The sequence below is a fragment of the Collinsella ihumii genome (genome assembly GCF_900046475.1).
Classification (GTDB): Bacteria; Actinomycetota; Coriobacteriia; order Coriobacteriales; family Coriobacteriaceae; genus Collinsella; species Collinsella ihumii.
In genome coordinates this window covers 91933-105295 of sequence record NZ_FCOU01000010.1, presented here as the reverse complement: position 1 = coordinate 105295, position 13363 = coordinate 91933, and the positions used below count along the sequence as shown (strand labels likewise).

Genomic DNA, 13363 nt, shown 5'->3' with positions numbered 1-13363 from the left:
CGTGCGCTATCGCTTCATTGTGTTCGACTTCGATGGGACCCTCGCCGACACGTCTGTCGGAATCAACAACGCCTTCGACGCTGCCGCGAGAAGGATGGGGCTCCCTGTCCTTCCGTCCGAGCGCAGGGAGGGGCTGATAGGACCACCGATCAAGGAATCGTTCGCAAGGCTTTACGGTCTGGGTGAGGATGCCGCACGGGAGGGTGCTGAGCTGTTCCGGGAGGAGTACGCTCAACCAGAGAGGCTTGCTGAGACTGTGCTTTATCCAGGCACTTCTGACATGCTGGATAAGCTTGTTTCCAATGGTGTCAATCTTGCTATCGCAACGAATAAGAGGACCGATTGTACTAAAGATATTCTGAGAATGTTTGGGTTGGACGAGCTGTTCTCCGCAGTATGCGGTTCTGAACCGGGCACGTTCGAGTCAAAACCCCAAATTGTGGCGAGATGTCTTCAGCAAATTGGAGCCGAGCTATCCACTACCCTGCTTGTAGGTGATACAGAAACAGATTGCAATGCGGCAATGGCAAACAGTATCGATTTCCTAGCTGTTGGATATGGATTTGGGTATCAGAAATACGAAATGCCCTCATACTCTGTTGGATTGGCGAATTGCTCCGGTGAGTTGCTTGAGCGCATTGAACGGATAAATAGATGCGCAATTTGCGAGTAGCCTTCTTGAGTTTATACTGGTCGATCTGCTGCCCCTCGTGGCGTTCTCTATGATTATTAAGGTTCTGCTACCCATCGCAATGCTGGCGGGATACTGCCAGATAGCTGGGATAATTGATATCGGGCCATTCTTTTCCGAATATTGTTGAGCAAGCGTCGAATTGGGCATAGGATTTGGCCTTGACACATATGGAGCGGGGATTAATTTGAGTAATCGTCTTTCTCGGTACCTGGTGTAGCGCGAATCGATACCGCCCGGCGCCCCCGCCGATATTCCCGCTCGATACCGCCGATATTCCGCATCGATACCGCCCGCGGGGGCTGCGGCGCCGGCCCCGGGCGACCGCGCTACGCTCGCGGCGCCATGTCGCAACGCGAGACAAGGAGGTATCGAGCATGGCGAGAAGGATACCCGTGAGGGGCATATTGAGGCTCAGGGCCTCGGGGCTGTCGGGGAATGCGATCGCAAGGACGCAGTCGGTCTCCAAGACGAGCGTGATGGACACGTTCCACGCCGCCGACGAGAAGGGGGTCTCCCGGGATGACGTCGAGCCGATGTCGGACTCCGAGGCCTACGCGCTGCCGTTCCCGGAGAGGGTGCACGACGGGCCGGTCTACGCGGACCCCGACTGGGAGCATGTCCACCGCGAGCTCGCCCGCGTGGGCGTCACGCTGAAGCGGCTGCACGCCGAGTACCGCGACGAGCAGATGTCGAAGGGCGGGCCCTTCATGCCCTGCGACCGGTTCTGCAAGCGCTACCGGGAGTTCACGGTGAGGAAGCAGGTCGTGAGCCGCGTCGGGCACAGGGCCGGCAGGATTCTTGAGGTCGACTGGGCGGGGCCGACGATGGCGCTCGTCGGCCCCGCCATGGGCGAGGTGTCGAAGGTCTACCCGTTCGTGGCCCGCCTGCCCTTCAGCCGCTGCCCTGCGTCGAGCCTACGCCGGGCATGAGAGAGGATACATGGCTGCGCTGCCACGTGCACGCGTTCGCCTACATGGGCGGCTCGACGCCCTGCATAGTGCCCGACAACCTCAGGACCGGCGTGAGGGCCCACCCGCGCGAGGGCGAGGTCGTGCTCAACGGCGCCTACCGGGAGATGGCCGCCCGCTACGGCTCGGCGGTGATGCCCGCGCGCGTCGCGACGCCGCGCGACAAGCCGAGCGCCGAGAACGAGGTGCGGCAGGCCGCCCTGGAGGCCATCGCGGCGCTCAGGGACGAGGTCTTCACCGACTTCAACCAGCTCAAGAGGGCTGTGGCGGAGAAGCTCGAGGAGCACAACTCGAGGCCCTTCTCCAAGCGCGAGGGCACGCGCCGGGAGGTCTCCGGGGAGCAGGAGGGGCCGCTGCTGAGGCCGCTGCCGGCGGCGCCCTACGAGGTCTGCGAGTGGGTCTACGGCCGCAAGGTGCAGCGCGACTGCCACGTCGCCTACAAGCGCAACTGCTACTCGGTGAGCCGCCTCGCCGTGGGCAGGACGGTGGACCTGAGGGTCACCGACGCCACCGCGTGTTATTGCTAATCTGGGTTTCACCGTTTAGACCAACGGGTCGCGCCGAGTCCGCCAACGCATCCCCGCCGATCGCGCCAACGTATTTTCACCGTTTCCGCCAACGGGCGTACGCTCGACCGTGCAGAGACACGGGAGGGCGATATGGAGAGAAACCTGATCGGGGAGATGAACATGATGAAGGAGAGCGGCGCCAAGCCGAACTTCACCGACATCGCGAGGAGGTACGGCGTCGACCGCCATACCGTCGCGAGGTACTGGAACGGGGGCGGCCCGCAGCCGCTCGACGGCCGGGAGGGCCGGGGCAGCGGGTTCGACCGCTACCGCGCCGAGATCGAGGGGAAGGCCGCCCTGCCGGGGATGACGAAGAGGGGGCTGCACGAGTTCCTGCTCGACCGGCACGCCGGCGACGAGCCGCCCGTCCCGGGCTACAACGCCTTCACCCACTACCTGCGCACGCGCGGCATCGCCGTGGGCGCCGGCTCCCCCGAGGCGCACCCCCGCTTCGAGACCGGGCCCGGCGAGCAGCTCCAGTTCGACTGGAAGGAGGACGTCGTGATGCGCGGCCGCTCGGGCGCCGAGTACCGCTTCAACGTGTTCTCCGCGACGCTCGGGTACTCGAGGCGCCACCTGTACCGCAGGTCGCCGACCAGGACCCGGGACGACCTGCTGGCCTGCATGTACGACGTCGCGGTGAGGCTCGGGGGCGTCCCCGCCGAGTGGCTCACCGACAACATGTCCGCGATCGCCGCGGTCGGCGGGGACGGCAGGCGGGCGCGCGACCCGCGCGTCGAGCGCTTCTCCCGCGAGGCCGGCTTCCGCATCGTGCTCTGCGCGCCGAGGACGCCCCAGACCAAGGGCAAGGTGGAGAGCGCGAACCGCTTCCTCTCGAGGCTCCTCGCCTACGAGGGGGACTTCGACGGCTGGGAGGGCCTCGACGAGGCGATAGCGCGCATCGAGCGCCGCAGCAACGAGGAGCCCAACGGCACCACCGGCGTGCCCCCGGAGCTGCTGTTCATGCGGGAGAAGGACGCGCTCGGGCCGCTGGGCAACCGCCGGCTGCTCGAGTCGATGCTCGGCGACGTCTCCTACCAGGAGGTGCCGGCCACGATGCTCGTCCGCTGCGCCGGCCGCGAGTTCTCGGTGCCCAGGCGAATGATCGGGCGCCGCGCCAGGCTCGTGCTGTCGGCCGACGGGGTCCTCAGGGTCTACGACGGCGGCGACCTCGCCGCCGTGCACGACACGCGCGCCCCGGGCGGCCCGATCGTCTACGACCCCGCCCACTACACCGAGGCGCTCGAGGGCAAGCGGTGGCGCGCCGACGGCGACATCGAGGAGGCCGCGCGCCGCAACCTCGAGCTGCTCGACGCGCTCGGAGGGGGCGGTGCCGCATGAGCGCCCCGCTGGTCGAGGCCAGCGCGCCGGAGCGGGCGCGCAACAACCTCGAGGAGCTCGGTCTCGACGCGATGGCGGCCTCGGCCGCCGAGTACTCCGCCCTGGTCGCCTCGGGCTCCAAGACCTTCGCGCAGGCCCTGATGGAGATGACGGACGCCCAGGTCGCGGCGGTGAGGGCCCGCGACCTGGACCGCAGGGTCGAGAAGGCGAACTTCCCCTACGTGAAGACGCTCGCCGACTTCGACTTCTCGTTCCAGCCCTCGCTCAGCCGCCCGGTGGTCGAGGAGCTCGCGTCGCTCGGGTTCCTGGAGCGCCGAGAGAACGTCGTGCTCGTCGGCAGCCCGGGCGTCGGCAAGACCCACATGGCCGTGGCCATCGGCGTCGAGGCGGTGAGGGCGCGCAAGCTCACCTACTTCGTCGACTGCCAGCGCCTCGTCGGCGACCTCAAGCGCGCGGCGGAGAAGGGCGCGCTCGAGCGCAGGATGCGCTTCTACGCCCACCTCTCCCTGCTGATCGTGGACGAGGTGGGCTACCTGGACGTGGACAAGGAGGGGGCGGACCTGCTGTTCCAGCTGGTCTCCAGGAGGTACGAGAGGAGGTCGACCATTGTGACGACGAACGTCGGGATAGGCGCGTGGGCGAAGGTGTTCGGCGACCCCGTGGTGGCGAGCGCCATCGCGGACCGCCTCTGCCACCACTGCACGGTGCTGAAGATCACCGGGAGGTCCTACCGCACCAAGGACCTGGCGCCGGACCGGGACGCCGGAAGCGGCGCGTGACGCTGGCGGGATCGGCGCATGTGCGTTGGCGCGAACGGGTGAGGTTCGTTGGTGAAATCGGCGAAAGATAGATTGACACTAACACCGCGGGGGTCTTCCTCGCCGGCGAGCGGCTGGCGACGCGCCCGCTCTTCCCGTCGTTCGCGAGGAACCGCTACTCGACTCATGCCGGCGACCTTCCCGAGGGGAGGTCGCACTCCGACTGGGACGCGGGCCGCATCCGGCGCCGGGCCGACCGCGCCGGGCCGTCCTGCAGGGAGGTGGTGGACCGCATCTTCCGGCGCGTCGACTGCGAGGAGCGGGGCTTCGACGCGGCCCTCGCCGTGCTCAGGCCCGGGCACCGCTACACGAGGCCGAGGCTGGAGGGGGCGTGCGCGATGGTGAATCTGAATCTACCCCGATTCCGTTTACACCCTTACGCCGCCATCTTGACGGCGCCCTCCATATTCCTCGCCTCGAACTCCGCGGGGCTGAGATTGCCCAGAGCCGAGTGGATCCCGACCCTGTTGTAGAAGCACTCTATGTACTCGAAGATCTCGAGCGCCGCCTGCTCGCGCGTCTCGAAGGTCCTCGCGTGCACGCGCTCCGCCTTGATGAGGCCCATGAGCGACTCCATCGCGGCGTTGTCCCACGGCGAGGATATCGACCCCATCGAGGGCTCGATGCCGGCCTCGCGCATCGTCTTGCCCAGCAGCAGCGAGACGTGCTGCGAGCCGTGATCCGAGTGGTGGATGCAACCCTCCTTCGGGTGCCGGCGGGCTATCGCCATCCCGAGGGCGCCGTCGGCGAGCCCGGCCGTCATCCGGTCCGACATCGACCAGCCGACGATCATCCTGGACCATATGTCCATCACCACGGCCAGGTAGAGCCAGCCCCGGTGCGTGCGGACGTAGGTGATGTCCGCGAACCGGGCCCTGTTCGGGCCGTCGGCCGAGAACTCGCGGCGCACCAGGTCGGGGGCGGAGTCGGCCTGCGGCGCGGCCGCCTTCGCCTCGCCCTTCGGCCGCTTGGCGCAGCCGCGCGCCGTCCCGACCCAGCCGTTCTCGCGCATGATGCGCGCCACGCGCTTGCGCGACGCGGGCTCGCCGGCCTTCTTGAGCTCGGCGAGGACCTTCGGCGCCCCGTAGATGCCGCGGCTGGCGGCGTATATCTCCGAGATCTTCCCGGCGAGCTCGGCGTCCCTCTCGTCGTGCGCGCTCGGCCGCCTCTTCCTCCACGCGCAGCAGCCCTGGCGGGTGACATGGAGCGCGCGGCACATCTCGGACACGCTCCAGGCTCCTCCGTTGAGCGATATGAAAGCGAACTTCGCCCTCTCCGCCTGGGCGCCTACAGCTGCCTGCTGGCGAAGAAGGCGCTCGCTTTTAAAAGCACCTCGTTCTCGCGCCTGAGCCGCTCGACCTCCCTGCGCAGGCGCCGGTTCTCCTCGGCCACCTTGAAGGGGTCGTCCTCGGGCGACGCCTGGGCGGTGTCGGCCTTCTTGACCCAGTCCGACAGGCTCCCCGGGTCGACGCCGAGCTCGCGGGCGGTCTCCGCGTAGGTGCCGCCTCGCTCCCTGTACAGCCTCACCGCCTGCTGCTTGAACTCGGCCGAATAATTGGGCGACGGATGTCCCATCCTATGCCCCCTTTCCCCGTTTACGGCATCATGCCGAAACGGAACTCCGTGTGTCAACGGGAATGGGGCAGATTCAAGTACGCGGCCTTCCAGGCGCTCGCGCTCGACGAGTGGCTGCTCGACAGGCCGGACGAGCTGTTCCGCGGCTTCCTGCTCGAGCTCATGGAGGCGCGTTACGGCACGGCCCCCACGGTCTTCTGCACCCAGTTCCGCCAGAAGGACTGGCACGCCAGGCTCGGCGGCGGCGTCCACGCCGACGCCATCATGGACCGCATCGTCCACGGCGCCGCATGGGTCGGCATGGGCGAGATGAACATGAGGAGGAAGCTGGGCGGAGACTCGGGCTAGAGATCTTGTGCGGGCGCCGGCCGCGGTGCCGACCCATGCCGCGGCCGGCGCCGATTCGCAATGCTGCCGGTGCTGAATCGCGATAATCTGTGGTGCTTAGCGGGGCAAATACTCAGTCAAGCCCTCCTCCATGAATCCGTCGACGCGGATTGCCGACATATTCGGCGAGTTCGGTCCGTACCTCGAGAGAGGAAGTGGTTGAGGAAGGCGACGCTTGCCTGCCCTGCCCGCTTTCTGTTTCTAGTCTAAACCAGATTTCTGGTTTAGACCAGAAATCTGGTTTAGACTAGAAACAGAAAGCGGGCCAAGCGGGTGATGTCTATGTTGTATAGCAGCACATTTAACAACTTCACTTCATTTCGCGATGACGCGATATTTGACCTTGCTGCTCCAAAAAACCGTGTTAGAAGACGTTATCCCGGCAACTTCGTTCAACTTGAATCCGGTGAGCTCCTGCTGAAATACGCGGTGTTGGCAGGAGAGAATGCGGGTGGCAAATCCAACTTCATCAAGGCTTTCAAGTTCTTGCGCTCTCTATTCGTCCGGAATGATGTCGTGCCTCGTAGCTCTAGGAACCTGATCTTCTGCGAGGGCGCATGGGATGCCAGCGACGGTTCTTCAACGACCTTGCAGCCTTTTGAGATCGAGATCGCCATCAAAGACTACTTTCTGCGCTACACGCTCCATGTTGATGAGGCTGGCATTGTGCTGGAGCAGCTTGAGCGGTCGGAAAAGTCCCCGCATTCCTATCATCCGGTTTTTCGGCTACTGCGATGCGAGCGATCTATTGTTGAGCGCGTCGACCGGGCGACGTCCGAAGGGTGTGAAGGCGGGGACCGGGATTCAGACCGCTATTCGTACCGTGCAGAAGTCGGCAACCTCGTCGGCGTTTCCGGGGACCTGCTGGCATCCTTTTTGGAGCCTGAACTCGATTCCGCGCGGCTGATGGTCATAACGCTTTCGATGCTCGGGGAGAGAAGCTGCAAAGACATCGTTTCATGGTTCACATCCGATCTGGTGATTGCCTCGCGCGGTGAAGGAGCATTTGTTTTCGAGGGCGTCTCCGACGATAGTCTTGACAGCATCCTGCATGACAAGCGCTATTTCGAGATCCTTCGTTTGGCGGATGCGAGCATCACCGACGTGAAGATCGATCGCGATAACCCGTTTGGCGACAGTGTCCTCGTTCGAACATTGCCATCAGGTAAGACATATGAGCGGAGGCTCGGCGACGATTCTGCGGGTATCATCGATTTTGCGCAATGGGCCGTCATTGTCTACCTGGTTGTTTACGGCGACAAAACGGTATTCGCCGACGAGGTCGATGGCTCCATCGACCCGCTTCTCGCCGAGCGCGCGCTGGCGTTCATCAATGGGATGGAGCATAGGGGGCAGCTGGTCTTCACGACTCACAACGTCTTGATCCTTACCCCCCGAACGCTCTTGAAGGAGCAGATCTACTTTGTGGCCAAGGACCCGGATACGCTCGCATCGACCTTGTACGCCCTTTCGGACTTCAGCGATGTGCGCTACGACGTGAAGGGGGAGGTTTACGACCTCTATATGCGCGGCATGCTGGGAGGGGCTCTCCAAAGCTGAGGGCTCCAAGTGCGCTGCGATGGGGTTTGCCGCGTTGCAGAGGAGGAGCACGGACGTGCTGCCGGTCGGACGGGTAGCTCGCTTGACCGGTGACGGGTTATTTCGCGGTCGCATTTGGGTCGGAAATGGTTGATGCGCCCGATATTCTTCTGGCATCCAAGGCCGTCCAGCCCGATGTTGCGCAACAACATACCTTTTTCCTGTGGTAAAGATGAAGATGAAGGATGCTCGGGGGTCGGTCCCGTTTGCAGCGGTGTCGATCCGCGGCGCGCGTAGGTACGGGAAGGAGTGAGCGAGATGCGAAAGCTCAAATTCCTGGCAGTCGGTTTTGCGGCGGCTCTGTTGGCGGCACTGCCCGTCGCGGGTTTCGCAGACGAGCCGCAGGGAATCGTCGCGGGGGAGGATGCTGCGGGCGTTGAGGTCCAGATAGGGGAGCCGGCGGTTCTGGAGGATACCGGAATCTCCCTGCAGTGGTCGTCTGCCGCAAGCGATGACTGCTGCTATATCAAGGGTACTTTCGACTATAAGGAAGCGAATTATCAAAAGTATCTGATAAATCAGCACCGTGTGAACAATGGCGCATCTGCGCTCGTGATGGATGCCGATCTGCAGTCAGCTGCCATGCAGCGCGCCGCCGAGATTGCGCTCTACAATTCGCACACAAGGCCAAATGGTTCAAGTTGGTCCACTATTACCAATGGAGCTTACGGAGAGAACATCGCTATTGGAGGATTTGGGTCCTCTGATGCTGCAGAGAATGTGACCGATGCGTGGATGAATAGCGACGGGCATCGTGCGAACATTTTGGATCCAAGCTATGCGATCATCGGTGTGGGCTGCTTCAGAATCGGAAGTGTTTCCTGCTGGGTAGAGCTGTTCGGTACCGCCCATAGATCAGAGACCTATGCCGATGCTGGTGTGTTTACTGCCATCACGAAAGTGGACTACAGCCACAGTCTCGTCCCTTATGATGGTTCGGGTTTCAATTTGAACATGAGACAGGAAGATCCAGAGCCCCTTGAGCCGGGTGAAACCTATGAGCTGGTCGTAGGTATTCGAAATCCGGAATTCTCCTACATTTATACGTCTACCGAGGCTCACGGTTATACGTGGAAATCCTCCAATCCTGCTGCCTTCACCGTGGATAACGGCATCGTCAGCGTCAGCTCCGGGGCGCAGGTGGGGGCCACCTCGACCATTACCGCTACGAGTCCCGGCGGCCGTTCCTGGTCGAAGGAGTTTATCGTCAAGTCCAATGTGGTGTCGGTTACGGGCGTGCGGCTAAACAGGACGTCGCTTTCGCTGGATACGGGCGACACGGCTGTGCTGACCGCGACGGTGTCTCCGAGTAACGCTACCGATAAGGGTGTGAGCTGGTCGAGCTCCAATACTGGGGTCGCCACGGTGGATAGCTCCGGTAACGTGCGCGCCGTCGGCGCCGGCACCGCGGTGATCACCGTAAGGACCGATGATGGGAGCTATACCGCGAAATGCACGGTGGCCGTCAAGTCCGATGTCAAGGTTGAAAGGATTTCGCTTTCTCCTTCAACCCTCACGCTCGGTAAGAATTCTACGTACAAGCTGACGTACACGATTAGTCCCTCGAATGCGGAAAACAAGGGCGTTACCTGGAAGAGCTCCGACAGCAGTGTCGCGAGGGTCGATTCCACCGGTAGGGTCACGGCGGTCTCGGTCGGCAAGGCGACGATTACAGTCACGACCGCCGACGGCGGCAAGACGGCGAGCTGTACCGTCACGGTCAAGGGGCCGGCGGTTACGGGCGTATCCCTCGACAGGACTGCCCTGACGCTTAACAAGGGCGATATTCGTACCCTCAAGGCGACTGTCTACCCGACAGACGCGGAGAACAGGGAAGTCGGCTGGACGAGTAACAACTCCGCTATTGCAAGGGTCGACTCTAGCGGCAAGGTGATAGCGGTCTCTGCCGGTAAGGCGACGATCACCGCAACCACAAGGGACGGCGGCAAGACGGCGACCTGCGTCATCACGGTCAAGGGATCTGCTGTCACGGGCGTATCCCTTGACAGGACGTCGCTTGTTCTTGGCAAGGGCGAGAGCTATACGCTCAAGGCGACGGTCGCTCCGACTGATGCCGAGAATAAGGAAGTCACCTGGAAGAGCACCGACAGCAGCATCGCGAGAGTCGATTCCAACGGTAACGTCACGGCGGTCGCCTCTGGAAAGGTGACCATTACAGCGACGACTGACGACGGCGGCAAGACGGCGAGCTGTACCGTCACGGTCAAGGGGCCGGCGGTTACGGGTGTGTCTCTTGATAAGACTACCCTGTCGCTGGGAAAGGGCGAGAGCTATACGCTCAAGGCGACGGTTGTCCCGGCTGATGCCGAGAACAAGAAGGTCACCTGGAAGAGCTCCGACAACAAGGTCGCGACGGTGGATGCCAACGGAAGGGTGACGGCAATCGCCTCCGGTTCCGCGACCATCACGGCGACCACCGATGACGGCGGCAAGACCGCGACGTGCACGGTCAGCGTGGCCGGTGCGGTGAGCGGGGTCACGCTCGACAAGACCTCGCTTTCGCTCGACAAGGGCGAAAGCTACACGCTCAAGGCGACGGTAACTCCGGCTGATGCCGAGAACAAGAAGGTCACCTGGCGCTCGTCCGACACCAAGGTCGCGACGGTCGACGCCAACGGCAAGGTGACGGCGGTGGCTCCGGGGTCAGCGACCATCACCGTGACCACTGAGGACGGCAACAAGACGGCGACATGTGCCGTCAGCGTCGCCGGTGCGGTGAGCGGCGTCACGCTCAACAAGACCGAGCTTGCCCTCAAGGTGGACGAGAGCACCGTGTTGAAGGCGACGGTCCTTCCCGAAAACGCGCTCAACAAGAAGGTCACCTGGACGAGCTCCGACACCAAGGTCGCGACGGTCGACGCTAACGGCAAGGTGCGGGCGGTGGCACCCGGAACCGCGACCATCACGGTCACGACCGTGGACGGCAACAAGACAGCGACGTGCACGGTGAAGGTCGGCGACCAGTTCGTCGTCACGTTCGTGACGAACGGCGGTACGGCCGTCAAGAGTCAGCTGGTCAACGAGGGTGAGAAGGCTGTGCGCCCGGCGGATCCGACGCGTACGTACTACCGCTTCACCGGCTGGTTCGCCGACGCCTCGCTCCGGACGGCCTACGATTTCTCGACGCCCGTCACAACGGATCTGACCCTGTATGCCGGCTGGGCCGGCTACAGCCCGTACCGCGGGTTCACCGATGTCGTGTCGGATGACTGGTATGTGATATGCGACCTGTTCGACTACACCATCGACCACCGCTTCATGAGCGGTTATTCGGGCACGACGCTGTTCGGCCCGTACGACACCATCACGCGCGCGCAGGTCATCTGCGTCCTGTGGAACATGGCCGGCCAGCCCGCCCCCGGTTCGGTCGAGAACTTCTCCGATAACCGCGACACGACCGCGTATTACTACGACGCGGTCCGCTGGGCGCGTGGTGCAGGCGTGGCGAACGGCTATGCGGGCAGCAACCTCTTCAACCCCAACGGCAACGTCAGCCGCCAGGAGCTCGCGACCTTCCTGTACAACTACGCGAACAAGGTGGCCAAGCTCGACACCTCGTCCGACATGGGCGCCGCCTCGCAGATCTCCGGTTGGAGCACGGTTGACGCCTACGCCAAGCCGGCAATCGCCTGGGCGGTCGACCAGGGCCTGATGAGCGGTGTCGACACGTCGTCCGGCCCGCAGCTGCGCCCACACGACACGGCGTGGCGCGCCTCGATGGCGACGATGTCCGCCACGTTCCATCGCGACGTGATCGGCGGGTAACGCAACATTTCATAGCGATACGCCAACGAAGGGGCCCGATAGCGGGCCCCTTCTCGTAAGGAGGTTTCGGTGCGCTTCGCCGACGGACGAAACGCGAGCGGCTGCAGCGGGCGATTTCGCGTTCCGATGGGCGCATGCATAGTCTGACTTCTCGTATAGCTCGCCCCGTCCCGGTTCGTAGGGGCCGCCGGATGGGTTGAAACGAACCCGTCCCCAAACAACCCATAAAGACGATATGAGAAAGCCATTGAGGGGAAAGCCTCCCCGCGGCATGCCGGGTCGCGGGCTGGGCGGGAACAATGGTGTTGTATCTGTCACCCTGCGGTGCCGCCGTACCGCACGCATGGGAGGAGGCTCCCCATGACCCATGTTACCTCCATCGGGCTCGACGTACACGCGCGCTCCGTGTCGGCATGCGCCTTCGACCCGTTCACCGGCGAGGTGGTGCAGAGGTCCTTCGGGACCGACGCCGGCGAGATCGCCGCCTGGATCAAGGGGTTCGAGGAGCCGAAGGCGGTGTACGAGAGCGGGCCGACCGGCTTCGCCCTCTGCCGCCAGCTCAGGGCGCTGGGCGTCGACTGCGCCGTCGGCGCGGTGTCGAGGATGCAGAAGCCCGCCGCGGAGAAGAGGCGCAAGAACGACAGGCGCGACGCGGCGTTCCTGGCCCGCCTGCTCGCCACGCGCAACGTCGTCGAGGTGTGGGTGCCGCCCGCCGAGGCCGAGGCCGCCCGAGACCTGTCGCGGGCGCTCGACGACGCGCGCGAGGACCTGCAGCGCGCACGGCAGCGGCTCTCCAAGTTCCTGCTGCGGCGCGGCCACGTCTTCGACGAGACCGACGCGCTCGGCCGCAGGCGGGGAGCCTGGACGCGCGAGTTCAGGCGCTGGGCCGAGGAGTGGCTCAGGCACGACGAGCTCGCCGCGGCGTCCGCCTTCGACCACTACGCCACCTGCGTGCGCTGCGCCGAGTCCGACAAGCGCGCCCTCGAGAAGCTGGTGCTCGCCGAGGCCCGCTCCGAGCGGTGGGCCGGCGTCGTCGGCGCGCTGTCGTGCATCAAGGGCGTCGACGCCGTCACGGCGTTCTGCCTCGCGACCGAGGCCGGGTGCTTCTCCCGGTTCGCCACGGCGGGCGCCTACGCGTCCTGGCTCGGCCTCACGCCGTCCGAGCACTCGAGCGGCGAGAAGGAGGCGACCGGCGGCATCACCAAGACCGGCAACTCGGCCTCCAGGCGGGCGCTCGTCGAGGCGGCATGGCACTACGCCTCGTGCTCGCCGAAGCCCAAGGCCGCCCCCGCCGGCTACGACGTTCCCCCGCGCATCAGGGGCAGGGCGGCCGACGCCACGAGGAGGCTGCGCGCCCGCCACGAGGCGCTGCGCGCGGCCGGCAAGCGGCCGTGCGTCGCCAACGTCGCGGTCGCCCGTGAGCTCGCCTGCTGGGTCTGGGAGATCGGCAGGAGCGCCGAGGGGACGCTCGGGTAGCGCCCGGGACCACACGCCTTCCCGCCGGGAGGGCCCGCGCTTCGACGCATCGCCGGGGCCGGCTCACGACTTTTCCGATGGGCAGCCGGACGGCCGCGCCCGAGAAGAAAGACTCCAAGGGTTTTTCGACCGACGGCCCCGGACGGAGAA

The 13363-nt window shown here is 64.4% G+C and carries 11 protein-coding genes and 1 pseudogene; 10 read left to right on the top strand and 2 right to left on the bottom strand.

What is annotated here, in order from left to right; genetic code table 11:
- Position 1: 1 nt before the first annotated feature.
- The 5 genes from BN3789_RS08475 (at position 2) to istB (ending at position 4351) form a co-directional block, all read left to right on the top strand.
- The gene (locus BN3789_RS08475) at positions 2-673 is read left to right on the top strand and encodes an HAD family hydrolase (RefSeq protein WP_066832899.1); all 672 of its coding nucleotides are present in this window, start codon (positions 2-4) and stop codon (positions 671-673) included.
- 395 nt (positions 674-1068) lie between these two features.
- Positions 1069-1623 carry a transposase gene (locus tag BN3789_RS08470; RefSeq protein ID WP_066832897.1) on the top strand — a complete coding sequence of 185 codons (555 nt, stop codon included), beginning with the start codon at positions 1069-1071 and terminating at the stop codon, positions 1621-1623.
- Positions 1620-2189 carry a Mu transposase domain-containing protein gene (locus BN3789_RS08465; protein ID WP_147569633.1) on the top strand — a complete coding sequence of 190 codons (570 nt, stop codon included), beginning with the start codon at positions 1620-1622 and terminating at the stop codon, positions 2187-2189. The genes BN3789_RS08470 and BN3789_RS08465 overlap by 4 nt, the downstream gene beginning before the upstream one ends.
- 132 nt (positions 2190-2321) lie before the next feature.
- The gene (istA, locus tag BN3789_RS08460) at positions 2322-3572 is read left to right on the top strand and encodes an IS21 family transposase (protein WP_066832893.1); all 1251 of its coding nucleotides are present in this window, start codon (positions 2322-2324) and stop codon (positions 3570-3572) included.
- Positions 3569-4351 (top strand): IS21-like element helper ATPase IstB, encoded by a 783-nt coding sequence (gene istB / locus BN3789_RS08455; RefSeq protein WP_066832890.1) that lies wholly within the window; start codon positions 3569-3571, stop codon positions 4349-4351. Before istA ends, istB begins: the two co-directional genes overlap by 4 nt.
- Positions 4352-4766: 415 nt before the next feature.
- Here the strand turns inward: istB and BN3789_RS08450 are convergent, their stop codons facing one another.
- Both BN3789_RS08450 and BN3789_RS08445 read right to left on the bottom strand, forming a co-directional pair.
- Positions 4767-5645 carry an IS3 family transposase gene (locus tag BN3789_RS08450; protein ID WP_229254297.1) on the bottom strand — a complete coding sequence of 293 codons (879 nt, stop codon included), beginning with the start codon at positions 5643-5645 and terminating at the stop codon, positions 4767-4769.
- A gap of 32 nt (positions 5646-5677) precedes the next feature.
- A complete protein-coding gene (locus BN3789_RS08445) occupies positions 5678-5965 on the bottom strand; it encodes a transposase (protein ID WP_066832877.1) in 288 nt (95 codons plus the stop codon).
- Positions 5966-6013: 48 nt separating this feature from the next.
- Between BN3789_RS08445 and BN3789_RS08440 the strand changes: the two genes are divergently transcribed.
- The 5 genes and pseudogenes from BN3789_RS08440 (at position 6014) to BN3789_RS08415 (ending at position 13213) form a co-directional block, all read left to right on the top strand.
- Positions 6014-6313, top strand: coding sequence for an ATP-binding protein (locus BN3789_RS08440; RefSeq protein ID WP_324608432.1), 300 nt, complete (start codon positions 6014-6016; stop codon positions 6311-6313).
- A 321-nt stretch (positions 6314-6634) separates the two neighbouring features.
- On the top strand, positions 6635-7912 hold the full coding sequence (locus tag BN3789_RS08435) for an AAA family ATPase (RefSeq protein WP_066832873.1): 1278 nt from the start codon (positions 6635-6637) through the stop codon (positions 7910-7912).
- Positions 7913-8209: 297 nt separating this feature from the next.
- Positions 8210-8755: pseudogene (locus BN3789_RS13515) on the top strand (CAP domain-containing protein); the annotation flags it as partial.
- Positions 8756-9052: 297 nt separating this feature from the next.
- On the top strand, positions 9053-11737 hold the full coding sequence (locus tag BN3789_RS12420) for an Ig-like domain-containing protein (RefSeq protein ID WP_229254283.1): 2685 nt from the start codon (positions 9053-9055) through the stop codon (positions 11735-11737).
- A 360-nt stretch (positions 11738-12097) separates the two neighbouring features.
- Positions 12098-13213, top strand: coding sequence for an IS110 family RNA-guided transposase (locus tag BN3789_RS08415; protein ID WP_066832859.1), 1116 nt, complete (start codon positions 12098-12100; stop codon positions 13211-13213).
- Positions 13214-13363 lie beyond the last annotated feature (150 nt).

Bases quoted from the DNA above. Each gene is read 5' to 3' on its own strand.
- BN3789_RS08470 (WP_066832897.1), top strand. From the start codon at position 1,069: ATGGCGAGAAGGATACCCGTGAGGGGCATATTGAGGCTCAGGGCCTCG.
- BN3789_RS08415 (WP_066832859.1), top strand. From the start codon at position 12,098: ATGACCCATGTTACCTCCATCGGGCTCGACGTACACGCGCGCTCCGTG.
- istA (WP_066832893.1), top strand. From the start codon at position 2,322: ATGGAGAGAAACCTGATCGGGGAGATGAACATGATGAAGGAGAGCGGC.
- BN3789_RS08435 (WP_066832873.1), top strand. From the start codon at position 6,635: ATGTTGTATAGCAGCACATTTAACAACTTCACTTCATTTCGCGATGAC.
- BN3789_RS08445 (WP_066832877.1), bottom strand. From the start codon at position 5,965: ATGGGACATCCGTCGCCCAATTATTCGGCCGAGTTCAAGCAGCAGGCG.
- BN3789_RS08465 (WP_147569633.1), top strand. From the start codon at position 1,620: ATGAGAGAGGATACATGGCTGCGCTGCCACGTGCACGCGTTCGCCTAC.
- istB (WP_066832890.1), top strand. From the start codon at position 3,569: ATGAGCGCCCCGCTGGTCGAGGCCAGCGCGCCGGAGCGGGCGCGCAAC.